The sequence below is a fragment of the Qipengyuania nanhaisediminis genome, from assembly GCF_900115585.1.
Classification (GTDB): domain Bacteria; phylum Pseudomonadota; class Alphaproteobacteria; order Sphingomonadales; family Sphingomonadaceae; genus Qipengyuania; species Qipengyuania nanhaisediminis.
This window is the reverse complement of sequence record NZ_FOWZ01000003.1, coordinates 111,508-132,315: the sequence shown is the minus strand read 5'-3', so window position 1 is coordinate 132,315 and position 20,808 is coordinate 111,508. Positions and strand designations below refer to the sequence as shown.

Sequence of the window (20,808 nt, the reverse complement as noted above, 5' to 3'; positions counted from 1 at the left end):
TCTCACAAGATATTCAAAAAGGGTGACCCTCAATAGCAAAGGGCGGCACCGTGTCCAAAACACGGAACCGCCCTTTCCTATACTAACTCAGATTAACCGAATTAGAACTCATAGGTGATCGATGCGAAGAATTCGCGTCCATCGTAGTCGTAACCGTTACCGATTGCGGTGTTTGCAATCGCGAACACTTCGTTACCGTCCACCAGCGGCGGAGCAGTGTTGAAGATGTTGTCGACGCCCACGAGGATGGTGAACTTCTCTGCACGGTAACGCACCGAAGCGCTGTGCAGGAACTGGCCATCCGCGAAGCCGATGTCGCGGCAGAATACACCGTCGCCGGGCACGATGCCGTCGGGAATGAATTCGCCGGTGACCGGATCGTTCGAACCCGAACCGTTACCGAGGCAGGTGTTGCCGTCGAAGCCGGTCGGCTGACCGTCCGGACCGCGACCGAATGCATCGCTGAGCGGGTCGATACCGTCAGCCTGCTGTTCCACCGGACCGGTGTAACGAACGGCGTAGGTGACGCGGAACTTGTCGACATCTGCAGTGAAGGTCGAACGGCCGGTCCACTTCGGGAAACCGAATTCGCCTTCATCGTTGTCGATGCTCGGGTCACCATTGTCACCGATGAACAGGTTGCTGCGCTCGATGAGGTGGTTCGCACGAACGTTGATGCCGAGATCGACCAGCGTACCGAACAGCGCGACTTCCTTGCCGAAGTTGGCATTGATGTCGAGACCGCGGACGCTTTCCTGGTTCAGGTTGATGAACCCGGAGTCGATGTCCGAAATCAGCAGGCGCGTGTTGTCTGCATCCGTATCGTAGGTGATACGATCACAGAACGGGCTGCGCGTGCCATCCTGGCGCGTGAAGCAGTCGTTGACGATGAACTGCGACGACGGGCTGATGATCGAATCCTTCAGCTTGATGTCGTAGTAGTTGATGCCAAGCGCAACATCGAAGCCGTCACCGAAGGTTTCTTCGAACGCGGCACCTGCCGTGATCGAACGCGACGTTTCGGGATCGATGTCGAGGCTACCACCGGTGAGCACTTCCGGGCTCGCCTGCTGCGTCGAGTTGGTGCCGAGCGGGCTGATACCGACGCGGGTCGGATCACGGCCTTCACGGCGGCAGGCATCGAGCGTGGTCTGCTCGCGATCGTCGTTTTCTGCGTTGTAGCCGTCGCCAAGAGCGTCATACGCTTCGGGCGGAACGGCGCAGGGATCGATGATGCTGCCGAAGCCCGTACGACCGCCGAGGAAGTTTTCACGCAGGTTCGGCGCACGGAACGACGTACCATAGCTAAACTTCAGGAGCAGCGGATCGATCGGACGCCAGCCGGCCTTGATCGCATAGGTGTAGTTCGTGCCGTAGAATTCGTCATCCGTGATACGGCCCGACAGGTTCAGGTCGAGTTCGCGGACCCATTCCTTGCCTGACTGAAGCGGGATGTCGATTTCTGCGAACGCTTCCTTGGTCGACTTGTCACCGGTGGTGCCTGCGTCCGAAGCGAACTGGATGAACAGACCGTTGGTGGTGACGAAGTCAGCCTGCGAGTCGATCTTGTCGTGACGATATTCGACACCGAACACCGCACCGACCGGACCGGCCGGAAGCTCGAACAGGTCGCCGGTGACGAAGGCGCTGAACAGCTTCTGTTCGTAAACCGTGTCGAACAGCTTGGGGCTGAAGACATAGTCACGCTCCGCCTGCGTCGCGAAGTCGCCGAAGGGCAGACCGTAAACGCTCGGGGCGAAGATGTTGACCGGCACACAGCCTTCGAGAAGGTCGGGTGCTGCAAGCTCCGGATTGGCGAGGCCAGCCGCGTTACACGCGCCGCCCGTAAGAGGCGGGTTGGAGGCGTTGCCGTTGTAGTCGTCGGCAATGCCGTCACCGTCACGATCGGCGATGCCGTCATTGTTGAAGTCTGCGGTCGGATCGACGCCCAGGGCGAAGGCCAGCTTGTCTTCACGAATGCCAAGACGGACCGACTTACCTTCCGAACGCGAGTAGACGCCCGCCATTTCGAAGGTCCAGCTCGGAGCGATGAAGGGCAGGTCGCCCTTCAGACCGATAACGCCGCGGTACTGTTCCTGCGTGACTTCGACGTTGTCGCGGTCGCCAGCGATCGAGAAGAACGAACGCGCGGCAAGATCGCGGCCGGTCGGCAGTGCGAAAGAGGCGCCGGTGATGCCGAGGAACTCGTTGTCAGCAGCAGCACAGTCGACACCGTTCGGATTTACCGAGAAGTTACACGGGTTGAACGCGTTGTCGCGGGGTGCATAGACCGCGATGTTGCCGGCACCGTTGTTGTTCGACGTGATCTCGGCGCGGGTGTAGTTCGCTTCGAAGAACGGCGTGAGGTTCATCTCGCCGGGGAAGGTGTACTCACCGTAAGCCATCACATTGTAGAGGTCCTGGCCGCTCTGGAAAGTCTGACCGGGGTTGAGACCCGCTACGTTGTAGTCGGCATAGTCGACGTCGAGGATGCCGTCGTTGTTGTCGTCGCGGAAATCGCCGAACGCGTCGCTGCGGACGCTGAAGTTCGGGATGCCCGTGTTACCGCCCGGTACGCCGACATTGCCGTTGGCGTCCTGGAAGAACAAAACCGAGTCATAAAGGCCCGGAACGATGATCGCGGCAGCGCCGACGAACGACTTACACGGATCCTGGCGCACGCCGATGTCGCCACCGGTCTGCGAACGGATGATCGCGTCGTTACGGACGTTGACGGTACGGATCTCACCGGAATCGGTGATTTCATACTCGGTATCGCAACCTTCGAAGAAGTCGCGGTCACGCAGACGAATGGTGTCGCGGTGATCGAATTCTGCGCCCAGGCCGATGAAGCCGCGGTCGAAGTTGATGCCGTATGCAGCGCTGATGGTGTAATCTTCACCGGCGCCCATCGGGTTGATTTCGCCACGAGCGAAGAGTTCGAGGCCGTCGAAGTCCTTGCGCAGGATGACGTTACCCACACCGGCAACTGCGTCCGAACCGTAGATCGACGAAGCACCGTCGAGCAGGAGGTCGTAGCGGTCGATGAGCGAACCCGGCAGCAGGTTGATCGACGGGCTCGAAGGCGCGCCTTCCACACCGGCGGGAGCCAGGCGGCGACCGTTGAGCAGGAGGAGGGTACGGTCTGCACCGAGACCGCGCAGGTTCAGCGTCTGCGAACCCGGGCCGTTATCGAGGACGAAGCCCTGGAAGGTTGCGTCGATCTGCTGACCCGATGCGCTTTCCGAGCGCTGCAGGATCTGCGAGGGATCGAACAGACCAGCTTCGTTTTCGACTTCCGAGGTGATGACCTGGAGCGGCGAGATCGAGCTGTAGGTGTCGCGCTTGATACGCGAACCGGTAACGACGATGGCGCCCGGAGCGCTCTGGCCGGTGGCACCGGTGTCGGTTACGTCGACAACGTCCTGTGCGGTCGGATCGTTGGTGGTGACGCCGTCGGGGCCATCCGATTGGATGACGCATTCGCCGGCTACTTCTTCCTGGCCTTCGGGGCAGTCTGCGTCCTGCGCATATGCCTGGCTACCCGCAGTCAGCGCGAGCGCCGATGCCGAGAAGGCGAGACCCCGGATTGTTTTCGTGTGAATTTTTCGCATTGATTACTCCAGTCGCGACAACTGGAACTGCGTCTCCCATCCGGACGACGAAAAGGACGCACCCCTAGCGGCGTCCGGTTCGCTCGAATTGTCCGGGTGGATAGACCCCCAGTCCCAACACACGGGTTTCTGCGGGATTAACGATGCAGTGTCAAAGCACTGGAGCGCTTTAGAATCCCTTGTTGCGCAAATCCCACACATTTGCCGATCCGGCGTTGAGGCGTGAAATATTCAGTCGCGCGAACGGCTGGCACGCAGAATTTTGTTTCGCATGAAAACCTATCCAACGCTGTAGTCATTTGAACGACGGGCGAATCACCAGCGTCCGAATGCAAAAGAGGCGGGCCTTTTCGACCCGCCTCTTCTCGTTTCTTAGGTGACCTGCATCTCGAGCGAGCCGTCGCCCTCGTCGATCTTGACGGTCGATCCGTCCGGCACATTGCCCGACAGGATCATGTCGGCCAGCGGGTCCTGGACATAGCGCTGGACGGCTCGCTTGAGCGGCCGCGCACCGTAGACCGGATCGTAGCCCACCCGGCCGAGCCACTTCTTCGCCGCTTCGGTCAGGTCCAGCACGATCTTGCGATCCTTGAGCAGCTTCTGCACCCGAGCCACCTGAATATCGACGATCGGCGCCATGTGTTCCTGCGCTAGGCGATGGAACAGGATGATCTCGTCCAGGCGATTGAGGAACTCGGGGCGGAAATGCCCGCGTACCACGTCCATCACCTGGGGCTCGACATCCTCGACCTTCTGGTCGTCGTCCATGTTGGCAAGGTACTGGCTGCCTAGGTTTGAGGTCAGGATGATCAGCGTGTTGCTGAAATCCACGACTCTGCCCTGCCCGTCGGTCAGGCGTCCGTCATCGAGCACCTGGAGGAGCACGTTGAATACGTCGCTATGCGCCTTCTCGACCTCGTCGAACAGCACGACCTGGTATGGCCTGCGCCGCACGGCTTCGGTCAGGACGCCGCCTTCCTCGTATCCGACATAGCCCGGAGGCGCACCGATCAGGCGAGCGACCGCATGCTTTTCCATGAACTCGCTCATGTCGATGCGGACCATCGCCTGGTCGTCATCGAACAGAAATCCGGCGAGCGCCTTGGTCAGCTCGGTCTTGCCGACACCCGTGGGGCCGAGGAACAGGAATGAGCCGAGCGGACGCCCTGGATCCTGGAGCCCTGCACGTGCGCGGCGCACGGCCTTCGACACCGCGTCGATGGCCTGCGACTGGCCGATCACCCGCTTCGACAGGATATTCTCCATGTCGAGCAGCTTCTCGCGCTCGCCTTCCATCATCTTGTCGACCGGAATGCCGGTCCAGCGGCTCACGACGCCCGCGATATCGTCTTCTGTCACTTCTTCCTTGAGCAGCACATTGTCGGTGTGGCCACTCGCTTCCTCGAGCCGCTTCTCGAGCTCGGGGATCCTGCCGTATTGCAGCTCGCCCGCCTTCTGCAAGTCGCCGGCGCGCTGGGCCTGCTCCAGTTCGATCCGCGCCTGGTCCAACTCTTCCTTGACCCGCGCCTCGGCGTGGATCTTGTCGCGTTCGTTCTGCCAGCGGGTGGTCAGTTCGCTCGACTGCTGTTCGAGTTCGGACAATTCCTTGCGCAAGGCCTCAAGGCGGTCCTTGGACGCGCTGTCGGTTTCCTTTTGCAGGGCCTGCTCTTCGATCCGCAGCTGGATGATACGGCGGTCGAGGCCTTCGATTTCCTCCGGCTTGCTCTCCACTTCCATGCGGATGCGCGAGGCCGCCTCGTCCATGAGGTCGATGGCCTTGTCGGGCAGGAAGCGGTTCTGGATATAACGGTTCGACAGCTGCGCCGCGGCGACGATCGCCCCGTCGGTGATGCGCACGCCGTGGTGCAATTCGTACTTGTCCTTGATGCCGCGTAGGATCGAGATCGTATCCTCGACGCTCGGCTCGTCGATGAAGACGGGCTGGAAACGCCGCTGGAGTGCGGGGTCCTTTTCGACATACTTCTGGTATTCGTCGAGCGTGGTGGCACCGATACAGTGGAGCTCGCCGCGCGACAGCGCGGGCTTGAGCAAATTGCCTGCATCCATGCTGCCTTCGGACGCACCGGCGCCGATCAGCGTGTGCATCTCGTCGATGAACAGGATGATCTGGCCTTCGGCGCCCTTCACCTCGTCGAGCACGGCCTTGAGGCGTTCCTCGAACTCACCGCGATATTTCGCGCCCGCGATCAACGCGCCCATGTCGAGTGACATGAGCGTGCGGCCTTTCAGGCTGTCGGGCACGTCGCCATTGGCGATGCGCAGCGCAAGGCCCTCGGCAATCGCGGTCTTGCCGGTGCCGGGTTCGCCGATGAGCGCGGGATTGTTCTTGGTGCGGCGGGCGAGGATCTGGACCGTGCGGCGGATTTCCTCGTCGCGCCCGATTACGGGATCGAGCTTGCCGTCGCGCGCCGCCTGCGTGAGGTCGCGCGCGTACTTCTTCATCGCATCGTAGCTCTCTTCCGCGCCCGCGCTGTCGGCGGTGCGGCCACCGGTAACTTCCTGGATCGCCGCTTCGAGCGACTTCGCGTCGATGCCAGCCGACCTGAGCGCCTTGCCGGCATCGTTGTCCGCCAGCGCGAGTGCCTGCAGCAGGCGCTGCACAGGCACGAAGCTGTCGCCGGCCTTCTCTGCCAGCTGCTCTGCCTGGTCGAGCGCGCGCACGGCATCATTGTCGAGGCCGGGCGTCTGCTGTGCTCCCCCGCCGGATACAGCCGGAATCTTGCCCAAAGCCGTATCGATTTCGGTAATCGCCACGCCGGGATTGCCGCCTGCGCGCTGGATCAGCTGCGCGGCCATGCCCTCATTATCTTCGAGCAGGGCTTTCAGGATGTGCGCCGATGTAATGCGCTGGTGGTTCATGCGAATGGCGACCGTCTGCGCGCTCTGCAGGAAGCCCTTGGCGCGATCGGTGAATTTCTCGAGATTCATGCTGGTCCCTCAAAAAGAATTGCCGCCCGGATATGGTGTTGCCAATTTGCAACACAAGCCCTCTCCCGCAAAAATATGCGAGGTGTGTTAGTCGAATATAGGGGTGCCTGCGCGCTTGGCGAGAGGCAAGGCGAAATTTATTCCGCAGGGAGCCCTTCGAGGTCCGGCACCATGACCGTGCGGCCACCGCCGAAATCCTCGCGGACGACAATCAGGCCCTGCCGTGCGAGGTGGTCGAGTAGGCGGCGGATGCGTCCGGGCGAGCTGGTGCCATAGGCGCGGGCGAGTTCATCCTCGTCGACCTGCGTTTCGCCCGCATGGGCCGCCTTGGCGATCACCAGGAAAGGTCCCAGCAGGTCGTCGTCCACGGCGCTTGCGAGGTGCATAATCCGCGCCTGCAAATCCTCGCCCAGTTCGGCAAGGCCTGCGCCTGCGATAGCAAAGCGGCGGCGGAAGGTGTGCATATCCGGCATCGGCCCGATCAGCCGTTCGCGGCGGCAACGGGTGAGGAAGGTCTGGTACTGCGCGCTGGCCGACTGGAAGGCGATGCCTTCTTCGCCCGCCAGCTCGCCGATCAGTTCCTCGATCCGCTGCGCAACGGCAGAGTTGTCGGGCTTCTCGGCAGGCGCCTCGACCTGCCGCTCCTCGGCATGGGCGATGCTGTCCTCCATTTCCTCCAGTCGCGGTGCGGGCGGAGGGGCGGGAGGCGGCGGAGCCTTGGCGACATCGCTGGCAAGATCGCGCGTCAGCAGGTCGGCCATGTCTTCGGGCGCGGTATCGGGAAGCGCCATCAGCCCTTCACTGCGCGCCTGGTGGCCGGTCTTTACCGGACCGATCTTGCAGGCGACCGGCAACCGCGTGATCGCCGGGCCCAGCGCAAGGAAATGCCCGCGTTCGAGTTCGCGGATACGCTCCGCCTGCCGCCGCTCCATGCCGAGCAGGTCGGCCGCGCGCACCATGTCGATATCTAGGAAGGTGCGACCCATCAGGAAGTTCGACGCTTCTGCCGCGACATTCTTCGCCAGCTTCGCCAGCCGCTGAGTGGCGACGATGCCGGCCAGCCCGCGCTTGCGGCCGCGGCACATGAGGTTGGTCATCGCCGACAGCGTCATGCGGCGCGTGTCTTCGGCCATTTCGCCAGCTGCGGCAGGCGCGAACATCTGCGCTTCGTCCACCACGACCAGCGCGGGATACCAATGTTCGCGCGGGGCATCGAACAGGGCGGAGAGGAACTGCGCGGCACAGCGGATCTGCTGTTCGACTTCCAGCCCGTCGAGGTCGAGCACGACGCTGGCGCGGTGCTCGCGGATGCGGCGGGCGAGCGCTTCTATCTCGGGCGGGGAATAGGCCGCCCCGTCGATCACCACATGGCCGAATTCTTCCGCAAGCGAGGGAAAGTCGCCTTCCGGATCGATCACCACCTGCTGCACCATCCCCGCGCTTTCTTCGAGCAGGCGGCGCAAAAGGTGCGACTTTCCGCTGCCCGAATTGCCCTGGACGAGCAGGCGGGTCGCGAGAAGCTCCTCGATATCGAACTCGACCGGCTTGCCGGACGTTTCATGGCCGATGGTGATGTTGGCAGTCACACGCACATGGCTAGACAGCCGAATCCCCAAAGCGGAATAGGCCGCGACAGGTTTTGCCCAGACCGATTGCACCGCTCGTCGCACGACGCTAGATCGGTTGCGAGAGAGGACTGGATTTCATGACCAAATGGTTCGGGCGCATCGGTTTCGCCCTTTTGTTGCTCGTGCTTGTCGCATTCGTCGCGCTGGCAACCTGGGAACCGCTGTGGGCAGAGCGCGACGATGTTGTCGAGCCGCAGCGCGCCTACACCGCAGAGATCGTTCGTGACGAATTCGGCGTGCCGCATATCTATGGCGATACCGACGCGGACGTCGCTTACGGCGTCGCCATCGCCCATTCGGAAGACGATTTCTCGACCCTGCAGGACGTGATCGCCATGGCCCGGGGCCGCTATGGCGCGATCGCCGGCCAGGACGGCGCGGCAATCGATTATGTCTACCACCTGCTCGACGCGCGCGGCACGGCAGAGCGCCACTATCCGGACCTGCCCGAAGACACCCGCGCGCTGTTCGATGCCTATGCGGCAGGGCTCAACCAGTTCGCAGAAGAGAACCCAGACGAGCTGAAGCTCGGCAATTTGTTTCCGGTTGAAGGCGAAGACGTGGCGGCAGGTTTTGCGCTGCGCCAGCCGTTCTTTTTCGGCCTCAACGGCGTGATCGAACCGCTGGTCACGGGCGAGCCGCTGCGCCGCGAATACGGCCCCGACATTCCCGGCTTCCCGCGCCCGGCCGACACGGTCGATGCCGCCCTGCCCTCGCAAGAGGTAGCGATGTCACCGCTTGGCAAGGATAACGGCATGAGCGGGTCGAACGCCTTTGCCGTCACGCCGGAAAAGTCTGGCGGACCGACCATCCTCGTCTCGAACAGCCACCAGCCCTGGCGCGGCGGTGTGGCGTGGTACGAACTCGTCGTGGAGAGCGGCGAAGGCTGGCACTATGCCGGGGCCAATTTCCCCGGCTCGCCCTTCCCCTTCCTCGGCCACAACCGTGATCTGGGCTGGACCAATACGGTCAACACCCCCGACATGATCGACGTCTACCAGTTGGAAATGGACGCAGATGGCAATCGCTACCGCTTCGGCGAGGAATGGCGCGAACTCGAGCGCAAGACGGTGACCCTGCCCGTGCGGTTCGGCCCGCTCGTCCTGCCGGTCCAGCGCGAAGTGCTGCGAAGCGTCCACGGCCCGGTCATCAAGAACGACAATGGCTACTTCGCTTTCCGCTATGGCGGGATCGACAATCTCGGCCAGCTCGATGCCTATTACCGCCTCAACAAGGCCGAAACGCTGGAAGAATGGGAGGTCATCCTTGCCCGGATGGACATCCCCTCGACCAACTTCATCTACGCCGACAAGACCGGCAATATTGCCTATATCTACAACGCCGCCCTGCCCGACCGTAGCGAGGGGCCGAACTGGCGGACCGTGCTGGACGGGAGCGATCCGGCCCTCGTCTGGAGCGGTCTGGTTGAGTACGGCGAACTGCCGCGTTACCTGAACCCGGCATCAGGCTGGCTCTATAATGCCAACAATGCGCCCTACACCGCTGCAGGGGCGGGAAGCGATCTCTCGCCCGGAGACTTCGCGCCCGAACTCGGTGTCGAACTGAAACAGACCAACCGTTCGCGCAGGGCCTGGAAACTGCTGAGCGAAGCCGACCGGCTCGACCGCGCCACGCTGGAAGAGATCAAGTACGACACCGGCTATGCGCGCGAAGGCTATGTGGCAGACCTGTGGGACGAGTTGGAAGCACTCGACCTGTCGGACGAACCGCGCCTAGCCGAGGCCCGCAAGCTACTCCTCGACTGGGATTTCACCGCCGACAATATCGGGCGCGGCGACAGCCTCGCCCTGCTGATGATCCGCGAGTTCATGTCCTGCCGGTACCAGAACAAGGCCTGCCCCAGCGCACGCGACGAGCTGGTGAAATCGGTCGATCACCTGGAAAGGCATTTCGGCCGCATCGACCCGCCGATGGGCGACCTGCTTCGCCTGCGTCAGGGAGACGTGGACCTGCCTCTGGACGGAGGATCGGACACGCTGCGCGCATCGACGCTGTGGGATGTCGACGAGGATGGCAGGCTGTCGGTCCGCCATGGCGACAGCTTCATCCAGTGGGTCGAGTGGAACGCGGGCGAGCGGGTCACCTCGCGCTCGATCCAGCCCTTCGGTTCCGCCACCACGCGGCCCGATTCACCGCATTACGCCGATCAGTCTACGCTGTTCGTCCAGCACCGGTTGAAACCGGTCCATTTCTGGCGCGAAGACGTGCTGGAAAACGCGAAGAGCCGCAAAACCGTGACAAACCGTCGCTGAGCGTCCAGGCACTTCAAAGAAGAATACCCTTCGGAGCCCCCATGAAACGTATTATTTCCGCCAGCGTCATCGCTCTCGCCGTATCGGCCTGCTCGACCTATTCGCAGGAACCCGTCGACACCGCTTCCATCGAAGCCGCCGTTACCGAGCAGGCCGTCAGTTACGAGCCCGCCCCGCTCTCGCAGCTCGTCGCCGAAGTGGACATTCCCTACGACAAGTTCGTCCTCGACAACGGTCTCACCGTGGTGGTCCATGAAGACCGCAAGGCGCCGCTGGTCGGCGTATCCGTGTGGTACGACGTCGGCTCGAAGCACGAACCCAAGGGCAAGACCGGCTTTGCCCATCTGTTCGAACACCTCATGTTCAACGGTACGGAAAACGCGCCCGAAGACTGGTTCGAATATATCCAGCAGATGGGCGGCACCGATGTGAACGGGACGACCAACCCCGACCGCACGAACTATTTCCAGACCGTGCCGACCGGCGCGCTCGACCGCGTGCTGATGCTGGAAAGCGACCGCATGGGTCACCTGCTCGATGCGGTGACGCAGGAGAAACTCGATAACCAGCGCGGCGTCGTCCAGAACGAGAAGCGCCAGGGCGACAACAATCCCTTCGGCCTGCTGCGGTACGAAATTTTCGAAAACCTCTTCCCCAAGGGCCACCGCTATCATCACTCGACCATCGGCTCGATGGGCGATCTCGACGCGGCGACCATGGACGATGTGCGCAACTGGTTCATCGACCATTACGGCCCGAACAACGCCGTGCTGGTGCTGGCTGGCGATATCGACACGGCCACCGCGCGCGAGAAGGTACAGAAGTGGTTCGGCGATATTGAGCGCGGACCGGAAGTGGTCCATCCCGCCGTCGACGTACCCACGCTCGCCGAAGAGAAGACCAAGGTCACGACCGACCAGATCTCGACCACGCGCCTCTATCGCATGTGGACCGTGCCCGGTTCCAATTCGGCGGAGTCGGTCCCGATGAACCTCGCCTCTGCGGTGCTGGGCGGGCTGTCCAGCTCGCGGCTCGACAATTCGCTCGTGCGCGAGGACCCTGTCGCGGTCTCGGTCAGCACCTTCAACTACACGCTGGAAGATGCGGGTATCTTCGTCGTCCAGGCGGATGTGAAGCCCGGCGTCGATCCCGACCAGGTCGCCACCAAGCTTGACGCGCAGATCGCCGATTTCCTTGCCACTGGCCCGACGGAAGACGAGCTCCAGCGTGCCAAGGTATCGACCATGGCGGGCGTGATCCGCGGGCTTGAATCGGTCGGCGGCTTCGGCGGCAAGGCGCCGCAGCTTGCCTCGGGCGAACTGTTCGCGAACGATCCCGGCTATGTCGAACGCCAGCTCGACCAGATGGCCGCCGCGACGCCCGAGCAGGTCCACGCGCTGGCTCGCAAGTGGCTTTCGCGTCCGGTCTTCAACCTCGTCTTCAATCCGGGCGAACGTACCGAAGGCGGCGAAGACCGCGGCGGTGCCGTGACCGGGCCCGATTCCATAGAAGACATCGCGCAGGCCAATTACTGCGCCGAAGAAACCTGCGACCTTTCGCAGATCGCCACTCAGGCGCAGGCCGATCGCGACACCTTGCCGGAACTCCAGCCGCTACAAGGTCTCGACTTCCCGGATATCGAGCGTGCGACCCTGTCGAACGGCATGGAAGTCTATTTCGCGCACCGCGATGCCGTGCCGACCGTTTCGGTCCGCGTCGAATTCGATGCCGGCCGCGCTGCGGAAACTGCGGAGACGCTCGGCACGCAGCGCCTGCTTCTGAGTACGATGGGCGAAGGGACCGAGCGCCTCGATGCGACCGATTATGCGATCGCGCAGGAACGTCTGGGCGCGAATATTTTCAACGGTTTCGATGCGGACTACACTAACTTCTCGCTCGCCGCGCTGGCCCCGAACCTCGCGCCGTCGCTGGAACTGCTGGCCGAAACCATTCGCCAGCCGGGCCTGCGCGCCAATGTGATCGAGCGCGAGCGTGCGCAATTGCTCAACGCCCTCTCGTCGGAACTGAAGAACCCCAATTCCATCGCCGATCGCACCGGTCGCCGCGCGATTTTCGGACCGCATCCTTATGGCCTGCCAACCTCGGGCCTTGGTTCTGCAGCCCGGCTCGAAGCGCTGACCGAAGCGGACCTGCGCGCTTTCCATGCCACCTGGCTGCGGCCCGACAATGCCCGCATCTTCGTGGTCGGGGACACCTCGCTGGCCGAAGTGACGCGCCTGCTCGAGGCAAGCTTCGGCGACTGGCAGGCCCCTGCCACCGCCAAGCCGGAGCGCAATTACAGCGCCGCCATACCCGAGCCGCGCCAGCGCATCATTCTGGTCAACCGCCCCAACTCGCCGCAATCGGTGATCTACGGCGGCCAGGTGCTGGGCCTGACCGGCCGCGACGACCTCATCCCCCTCATCGCGTCGAACGAAGCGCTTGGCGGGGGCTTCCTTGCGCGCATCAACATGAACCTGCGCGAGGAAAAGGGCTGGTCCTATGGCGCCGGCAGCCAGATCGCGAGCGGCCTCGACCGCGTCTTCTACGGCGTGCGCGCTCCGGTCCAGTCGGACCGCACAGGGGATTCGATCAGCGAGATCCGCCGCGAGATCAACGATTTCGTGGATGCGCGCGGCGTCCAGCCGAATGAGCTGGAGCGGATCGTCAATTCCAATATGCGTGAATTGCCCGGCCAGTTCGAAACCGCGGGCGACGTGCTCGGCGGGCTGGTCAACATCGTGCGTTACGACCGCCCGGACGATTATTACGAGACGCTGGCCTCGCGCTACAACACCCTCACCGCATCGCAACTCGACCTCGAGGCGCGGCGGAACATAAACGAGGGTGACATCGTCTATATCGTAGTAGGCGACGCCGAAGTCGTCGCCCCGCAGCTCGACACGCTCGGCCTCGAAGTCGAGGTGATCGAACCGCAGGAATGAGCTTGTTGACATCGGTGTAAGTAACGCCGATGTCTGCACCACCAGATCCGGCCCGCACCAGCGGGTCACGCAAAAGGAGAATATGCATGTCCGTAGCCGGTACTTATGACACCGTCGTCAAGAGCCCGATGGGTGACCAGAAGGGCACCTTCACCGTCGTTCCGGGCGATGACGGCAAGACCTTCACCGGCTCGATGGCCGGCGGCATGGGTTCGATGGACGTCAAGGACGGCACCATCGACGGCAATGCGCTGAGCTGGAAGATGGACATGACCGTCCCCATGCCGATGACGCTGAACTGCAACGCCACGGTCGACGGCGACCAGCTGACCGGCACCGTCAACGCCGGCGCATTCGGCGACATGGCGCTGACCGGCGAACGCCAGGGCTAAGCCCGCAGGTCAAACCGAAAAAAAGGCCCGCCGGAGCGATCCGGCGGGCCTTTTCTTTTGCCTCGGTATGGGCGACGTTACTCTACGATGTCCATTTCCTCGATCAGGCCCTCGGCCCCGTCGACCTTGTCCATCACCCACAGCATGTAGCGGGTGTCGACATGGATCGTGCGCGTGGTGCGCGGGTCGAAGTCCCAGTCCGAGTTGACGCTTTCGAACGTGCCGTCGAAAAGCAGGCCGACCAGCTCTGCACGCGCGTTGAGCGTGGCCGAGCCGCTATTGCCGCCGGTGCTGTCGAGGTCGGACAGGAAATTCACCGGAACCGAACCGATGCTGTCGAGCGCATAAGGCCCGTAATCCTTCTCGCGGATTTCCTGCAGCTGCTTGGCCGGAGCGTTGAACGGGTCTTCGCCGGTGTCCTTTTCGAGGATGCCTTCCAGCGTCGTGAACGGCAGATAGGCCATGCCGTCCTTCGGCGATCCGCCCATCACAGTGCCATAGGTCACGCGAAGCGTGGAGTTGGCATCGGGATAGGTCGAAAGGCCCTGCGAACGCTGCCACTGGGTGATCGCCTTCATGTAGGCGGGGCGCAGCGCCTGCGCACGGCCTGCACGCTCTTCCGCTTCGGCTTCCTGCTCGCGCTCGTATTCGTAAAGCGCGACGGCAAGCTGGATGAACGGGTCTTCGCTCGCCTCAAAATCGGCCGGGCTGGCGTCCATCAGCGCAAGGCGCGTTTCGCTGTCGTCCAGCGTGGTGCCGGCATAATAGCTGTCGAGCTTGGCCGAGAGGGCCGCCGCATCGACATCGCCGGCGAGCCCCAGCGCATCGTCGAACACGGCCACGCGGTTTTCAGCGGGTTCTTCAAGATAAGTATCGAGGAACAGCAGCCACTGTGCCTTGTCGACCGAGGCCTCGTACCGGCGATCGAGCGCCTGCAGGCCTTGCGCAAAGAACGTCATGTCACGATCCTGGTAGCCGGGCTCGCGCTGCGCATCGGGCTTCAGCCGTTCCTGCGACAGGCGATAGAGGCGCTGCGCCGCCGAAAGCAGGGCAGGACGGGTCGCGAAATTGTACCAGAAGGCCTTCTTCGCGGCGGCCGCACCTGCTTCGTTCAGCGCCTGCAGGCCGGTGATCGCTTCGCCGTAATTCGCGCGCGAAGGATCGGCGGCAATCCACGCAGCCAGTTCCTCTTCACGGGCACGGCGGCGGTCGACGAGACCGACACGGCGCGCGCCTTCGAGCTGGCCGCGCGTATTCTTTTCGAAGTTGTTGAGACCGGCGAGCAGCGATTCATACTTCACCCGCGCGTCCGATCCTTCGGGAGCGGCCTCTTCGATGGTGTCGATCCAGTCGTTCACCAGCGTAACGTAGGTCGGATAGGTCCAGCTGAAGGTATTTTCCACCTCGGCCAGCGTCGCATAGCGCTGGGTCGATCCGGGATAGCCTGCAGCCATCACGAAATCGCCGTCATCGAGGTCGGCCGCGCTGACCTTGAGATGGTGCTCGGGCTGGTAAGGCACGTTGTCTTCGGAATAGTCCGCAGCCGAACCGTCGGGTGCGACATAGGCGCGGTAGAAGGCGAAGTCGCCCGTATGACGCGGCCACATCCAGTTATCGATATCGCCGCCATACTTGCCGATGGAGTCGGCAGGCGCATAGACGAGGCGCACGTCGCGCACTTCGAGGCGCTTGATCAGCGTATATTCCGCGCCGCCATAGAAGCTGGCGACCTGGCAACGCGATCCGGCATCCTGCTCGCACTCTGCCGTGATGTCCTTCATGCGCTGTTCGAGCGTGTCGTAACGCTCGGTCGCCGAAAGGGCATCGACGCCGTCGCGCATGCGGGCCGTCACGTCGGTGATCTCGGTCGTGACATAGATGCGCGAGCCGGGTGCGGCAGGCAGTTCGTCGCCCTTCGCCTTGGCGAGGAAGCCGTTCTCGAGATAGTTGTTCTCGGCGGTGGAGTTGTACTGGACCGAACCGCGCGCACAGTGGTGGTTGGTCACCACCAGGCCTTCGGGCGAAACGAAGCTGGCGGAACAGCCGCCGAGCGACACGATCGCACCCATCGGGAAGCCGGTCAGGTCGGTCAGCGTTTCCGGATCGATTTCGAGCCCGGTTTCCTTCAGGTCCTCGGCGATTTCCGGCAGCTGGCCGGGCGTGAACATGCCTTCCTTGGCGGCAATCGGCGCGGTCGCGGTGCAAGCGAGCAGCGCCGCGATGGTGGCGGTCTTACGCATTGGTTTTCAGTCCCTCACATGGCGCGCGAGAATGCGCGCGAAACGCGCAGAGGGCTAAAAGCTGGCAAGGGCTTGCGCAAGCAAGACTTCTGTCGGGGACATGGCCGACCGACGAACGGCGTTCAGATGTGGGTGCGAACCGCCTGGTACGCTGCAGCCGCCACCGTGTTCGCAAGGTTGAGCGAACGCACCTTGTCCGATCGCATCGGCAGGCCGACCAGCTGAGCCTCGTGGGCGGAAACTATGTCGGCGGGCAACCCCTTCGTCTCGCGGCCGAAGACAAGATAGGCGTCCTCGGGATAGTCGGGTTTGTAGAAACTGCGCTTGGCATATTCCTCGAACAGGAACATCTGGTCCGCGCGCGGATCACGCTCGGCCAGGAAGTCCTCCCAGCTGGCGAATTCGACCAGCCGGATATGCGGCCAGTAGTCGAGTCCGGACCGCTTCACCCGCTTGTCCGAAATCTCGAAGCCGAGGGGGTGGATCAGCACCAGCTCCATGTCGAGCGCCACGCAGGTGCGCCCCACCGCGCCGGTGTTGCCGGGTATCTCGGGATGGACGAGGACGATGGAGGTCATCGCCCTCCCCCCTGTTCTTGGCCGGGTGTTTAGCCCAGCTTGTCCTTGAGGATCTGGTTCACGACCGCCGGATTGGCCTTGCCCTGCATGGCCTTCATGGTCTGGCCGACGAAGAAACCGAACAGCTTGTCCTTGCCGCCGCAATATTCTTCTACCTTGTCGGCGTTGGCAGCGATAATTTCGTCGATCGCCGCCTCGATGGCGCCGGTGTCGCTGACCTGCTTGAGACCCTTCTCGTCCGCGATGGCTTCGGGATCGCCGCCGGTGCGAAGGACGTGTTCGTAAATTTCCTTGGCCTGACCGCCGGAGATCTCGCCCTTGTCCTGCATTGCCAGGATCTTCGCCTGCGCTTCGGCAGTGGCATTGGCCGGATCGGCTTCATCGCCCAGCGACTTCATGACGCCGGGAGCGACCGAAAGCGCCCAGTTCGCCACCTGCGTCGCGACCTTGACCTCGGGCTTGCCGATCTGGCCGGCCGTTGCGGAAAGCAGCGTCTCGAAGCGGCCGAAGGTTTCGACTTCTGCCGTCAGTTCGCGCGCATTGTAGGGTGTGAGGCCCAGCTCTTTCTCGTAACGCTGGCGCTTGGCGTCGGGCAGTTCCGGCAGGCTGGCGCGGCATTCCTCGATGAAGCTGTCTTCCAGCTCCAGCGGGAGGAGATCGGGATCGGGGAAGTAGCGATAATCGTGCGCGTCTTCCTTGCTGCGCATGGAGCGCGTTTCATTGCGGTCCGGATCGTAAAGCCGCGTTTCCTGCACAACGCTGCCGCCGTCCTCGATCAGGTCGACTTGGCGGCGCGCTTCCTGTTCGATCACCGCCATCACGAAGCGGACCGAGTTCACGTTCTTGGTTTCGGTGCGGGTGCCCAGTTCGCTGGAGCCGACCTTGCGGACCGAGACGTTGACGTCGGCGCGCATCGAGCCCTGTTCCATATTGCCGTCGCAACTGCCGACATAGCGCAGGATCGAACGCAGCTTGCGCACATAGGCGCCCGCTTCTGCAGGCGAGGTCATGTCGGGCTTGGAGACGATCTCCATCAGGGCGATGCCCGTGCGATTGAGGTCGACATAGGACATGGTCGGATGCTGGTCGTGCATCAGCTTGCCCGCGTCCTGTTCGACGTGGATGCGCTCGATCCCGATGACCTTGTCTTGCGCGATACCGGCCTTCTCGTCCGCCTCGATCACGAGCTGTCCCTCGCCCACGATCGGGTGGTAGAGCTGGCTGATCTGGTAGCCCTGCGGCAGGTCGGCGTAGAAGTAGTTCTTGCGGTCGAACCGGCTCCACTTGTTGATCTGCGCCTCGATCGCCATGCCGGTGCGCACGGCCTGGCGGATGCATTCGCGATTGGGAACGGGCAGCATGCCGGGCATGGCCGCATCGACCAGGCTCACCTGCGTATTCGGTTCGGCCCCGAATGCGGTGGAGGCGCCGCTGAACAGCTTGGCGTTGGACGTGACCTGCGCGTGGACTTCGAGGCCGATCACGACCTCCCATTCGCCCGTTGCGCCCTGAATTGTGTAGCTAGTCATGGTGCATGCCGATAAGCGTTTGCAGCGCACGATGGAAGGGGCTGGATGCGACCGATTGCAAAGTTTCTGGCACGCCGCCTGGCCGCCTTGGCCGGGAGAGAGCTGGTACCTGCCGGAACGCTTGCCGAAATGAGCGACAAGGTGCTGCTCGGTGAAAAGGCGCTGCTGCTCCCGATGGTGGAAGACGGGCGCTTGCGCGAGGCGCTGGATTTGCTCCCGCACAGTCCGTCGCAATTGAACCAGGACTTCTTCGCCCTGTCCGCAACCGGCTGGAAACGCAGCGGGTTCTTCGTGGAATTCGGCGCGACCGACGGCGTCACGCTCAGCAATTCCTACCTCCTGGAGAAACACTTCGGCTGGCGCGGCATCCTTGCCGAACCGGGCCGGGTCTGGCGCGGGCGGCTGGAGAACTCCGGACGCAGCGCGGCCAAGGACTACGATTGCGTGTGGGCTAAGACCGGAGAAACGCTGTCGTTTTGCGAAGCGGAATGGTCGGAAACGTCCACTATCGAGGCCTTCAGCGCGCGCGACCATCACGAGCGGCGCGCGGCGAAGCGCTATGACGTGCGCACCGTATCCCTCGGCGACCTACTCGACCGGCATGATGCGCCTGCCACGATCGATTACCTGTCGATCGACACAGAAGGCAGCGAGTTCGCCATCCTCGAGGCCTACGACTTCGCGTCGCGCCCTATCGGCTGCATCACGGTCGAGCATAATTACACGCCCGACCGCGAGCGCATCCACATGCTGCTGACATCGCAGGGCTACGAACGGCGCTTCGAGGACCTGTCGCAATTCGACGACTGGTACGTCCTCGTCCGCTAGGCGATTACCACCACTTGTCCGGCTTGGCTTCGAACCCGGCGCGCTGCTGGATAGCGAGACCGGCGTTGAGCACGCCCTGCTCGTCGAAGGGCTTGCCGACGATCTGCAGGCCGAGCGGGAGGCCGTCCTCGTTGATCGTGGCCGGCACACTCATCGCGGGAAGGCCGGCCAGCGATGCGGGAACGGCGAAAACGTCGTTCAAATACATTGTCAGCGGATCTTCGTTGAGCGAACCCAGCGGGAAGCTGGCGGTCGGCGTGGTCGGCGCAAGGATCGCGTCACACTGGCCGAAAGCCTTCTCGAAATCCTGTGCCACCAGCGTGCGGATCTTCTGCGCCTGCGTGTAATAGGCGTCGTAGAAACCGGCGCTGAGCACGTAGGTGCCGATCAGCACGCGGCGCTTCACCTCATCACCGAAACCGGCGGCGCGGGTGGCGGCGTACATGTCCTGCAGGCCAGCGCCCTCGGGCAGGTCGCGCAAGCCGTAGCGCACGCCGTCATAACGCGCGAGGTTGGACGAGGCTTCTGCGGGGGCGATGATGTAATAGGCCGGCAGCGCATACTTGGTATGCGGCAGCGAGATATCGACGATTTCCGCTCCTGCATCGCGCAGCCATGCCTTGCCCTGTTCCCAGCTGTAGAGAATGGCCTGGTCGGTGCCGTCCATGCGGTATTCCTTCGGGATACCGATCTTCTTGCCTTTGAGGTCCGCATCGAGCGCGGCTTCCCAGTTCGGCACGTCCATCTGGAGGGACGTCGCGTCCTTGGGATCGAAACCGGCCATGGCTTCGAGCATGATCGCGCAATCTTCGACGCTGCGCGCCATCGGGCCTGCCTGGTCCAGGCTGCTGGCAAAGGCGACGACGCCCCAGCGGCTACAACGGCCATAGGTCGGCTTGATGCCGCAAATGCCGGTAAATGCTGCAGGCTGGCGGATCGAACCGCCGGTGTCGGTGCCGGTGGCGGCAGGCGCAATGCGCGCAGCGACGGCGGAGGAGGAACCGCCGGACGAACCACCCGGGCTCATCGCGGTATTGGTGCCGTCCTTCTTCCACGGCGAATTGACATTGCCGAAGTAGCTGGTCTCGTTCGAGGAGCCCATCGCGAACTGGTCGAGGTTGAGCTTGCCCAGCATGCCCGCGCCTGCATCCCAAAGGTTCTGGCTGACAGTGCTTTCGTACTGCGGCTTGAACCCTTCGAGGATGTGGCTGGCGGCCGTGGTCTGGACGCCGTGGGTTGCAAACAGGTCCTTCATGCCGATAGGCACGCCGCCCATCTTGCCGAGGTCTTCGCCCTTGGCACGCTTCGCATCGACCGCATCGGCGGCTGCGAGTGCATGATCGGGCGTCGTGACGATGAACGCGTTGAGTTCGGCAGCGGCTGCGACAGCGGCGTTGAAGCTTTCGGCCACTTCGCGCGCGGTGAAATCGCCGCCGGCCACGCCGTCGCGGATTTCCTTCACGCCGAGATTCGTAAGGTCGTTTGCGGTCTCTGGCATTACTCGATCACCTTGGGTACGCCGAAGAAGCCGTGTTCGGCCGCCGGGGCATTGGCCAGCACATCGTCGCGCCGTCCGCCGGACGTTTCGGGAATGGCGTCGACCACATCGTCGCGCAGGCGCAGCGTGTTGGGAATGACCGCGGTCATCGGCTCCACGCCGGAGGTGTCGACTTCGCCCAGCTGCTCCACCCAGTCGAGGATGTTGTTCAGCTCGGGCACCATGCGATCCAGCTCCGCATCCTCCATCCGGATGCGGGCCAGAGAGGCGATTTTCGCCACTTCTTCTCGGGTAACTGACATGGGCGCGCGTTAGCCGTGTGGCGCGCGCGCTT

At 63.0% G+C, this 20,808-nt stretch carries 12 protein-coding genes; 4 read left to right on the top strand and 8 right to left on the bottom strand.

Features of this window, described 5'->3' with window-relative positions:
* Positions 1 to 101 precede the first annotated feature (101 nt).
* The 3 genes from BM173_RS09485 to BM173_RS09475 form a co-directional block, all read right to left on the bottom strand.
* On the bottom strand, positions 102 to 3,614 hold the full coding sequence (locus tag BM173_RS09485; protein ID WP_090480654.1) for a TonB-dependent receptor domain-containing protein: 3,513 nt from the start codon (positions 3,612 to 3,614) through the stop codon (positions 102 to 104).
* 372 nt (positions 3,615 to 3,986) lie between these two features.
* A complete protein-coding gene (gene clpB / locus BM173_RS09480; protein WP_090480652.1) occupies positions 3,987 to 6,563 on the bottom strand; it encodes an ATP-dependent chaperone ClpB in 2,577 nt (858 codons plus the stop codon).
* Positions 6,564 to 6,700: 137 nt separating this feature from the next.
* Positions 6,701 to 8,149: an ATP-binding protein gene (locus BM173_RS09475; protein WP_090480647.1), complete on the bottom strand. Its 1,449-nt coding sequence runs from the start codon at positions 8,147 to 8,149 to the stop codon at positions 6,701 to 6,703.
* Between the two features lie 119 nt (positions 8,150 to 8,268).
* Between BM173_RS09475 and BM173_RS09470 the strand changes: the two genes are divergently transcribed.
* The 3 genes from BM173_RS09470 (at position 8,269) to BM173_RS09460 (ending at position 13,801) form a co-directional block, all read left to right on the top strand.
* Positions 8,269 to 10,464: an acylase gene (locus BM173_RS09470; protein WP_090480643.1), complete on the top strand. Its 2,196-nt coding sequence runs from the start codon at positions 8,269 to 8,271 to the stop codon at positions 10,462 to 10,464.
* A 41-nt stretch (positions 10,465 to 10,505) separates the two neighbouring features.
* Positions 10,506 to 13,409: a M16 family metallopeptidase gene (locus tag BM173_RS09465; protein ID WP_090480640.1), complete on the top strand. Its 2,904-nt coding sequence runs from the start codon at positions 10,506 to 10,508 to the stop codon at positions 13,407 to 13,409.
* An 86-nt stretch (positions 13,410 to 13,495) separates the two neighbouring features.
* A complete protein-coding gene (locus BM173_RS09460; RefSeq protein WP_090480638.1) occupies positions 13,496 to 13,801 on the top strand; it encodes a hypothetical protein in 306 nt (101 codons plus the stop codon).
* Positions 13,802 to 13,878: 77 nt separating this feature from the next.
* Here BM173_RS09460 and BM173_RS09455 read toward each other — a convergent pair whose 3' ends face one another.
* The 3 genes from BM173_RS09455 to gatB all read right to left on the bottom strand — a co-directional run bounded on the left by BM173_RS09455 (position 13,879) and on the right by gatB (position 18,148).
* Positions 13,879 to 16,041: a S46 family peptidase gene (locus BM173_RS09455; RefSeq protein ID WP_090480635.1), complete on the bottom strand. Its 2,163-nt coding sequence runs from the start codon at positions 16,039 to 16,041 to the stop codon at positions 13,879 to 13,881.
* A gap of 122 nt (positions 16,042 to 16,163) precedes the next feature.
* Complete coding sequence (locus tag BM173_RS09450) at positions 16,164 to 16,619, bottom strand: tRNA (cytidine(34)-2'-O)-methyltransferase (RefSeq protein ID WP_090480633.1); 456 nt, start codon at positions 16,617 to 16,619, stop codon at positions 16,164 to 16,166.
* Between the two features lie 29 nt (positions 16,620 to 16,648).
* The gene (gene gatB, locus BM173_RS09445) at positions 16,649 to 18,148 is read right to left on the bottom strand and encodes an Asp-tRNA(Asn)/Glu-tRNA(Gln) amidotransferase subunit GatB (RefSeq protein ID WP_090480630.1); all 1,500 of its coding nucleotides are present in this window, start codon (positions 18,146 to 18,148) and stop codon (positions 16,649 to 16,651) included.
* Between the two features lie 45 nt (positions 18,149 to 18,193).
* Between gatB and BM173_RS09440 the strand changes: the two genes are divergently transcribed.
* Positions 18,194 to 18,976, top strand: coding sequence for an FkbM family methyltransferase (locus tag BM173_RS09440; RefSeq protein ID WP_090480626.1), 783 nt, complete (start codon positions 18,194 to 18,196; stop codon positions 18,974 to 18,976).
* 4 nt (positions 18,977 to 18,980) lie between these two features.
* Here BM173_RS09440 and gatA read toward each other — a convergent pair whose 3' ends face one another.
* Positions 18,981 to 20,474, bottom strand: coding sequence for an Asp-tRNA(Asn)/Glu-tRNA(Gln) amidotransferase subunit GatA (gene gatA, locus BM173_RS09435; protein ID WP_090480623.1), 1,494 nt, complete (start codon positions 20,472 to 20,474; stop codon positions 18,981 to 18,983).
* Positions 20,474 to 20,776 (bottom strand): Asp-tRNA(Asn)/Glu-tRNA(Gln) amidotransferase subunit GatC, encoded by a 303-nt coding sequence (gene gatC, locus BM173_RS09430; RefSeq protein ID WP_090480620.1) that lies wholly within the window; start codon positions 20,774 to 20,776, stop codon positions 20,474 to 20,476. The genes gatA and gatC overlap by 1 nt, the downstream gene beginning before the upstream one ends.
* Between the last annotated feature and the right edge of the window lie 32 nt (positions 20,777 to 20,808).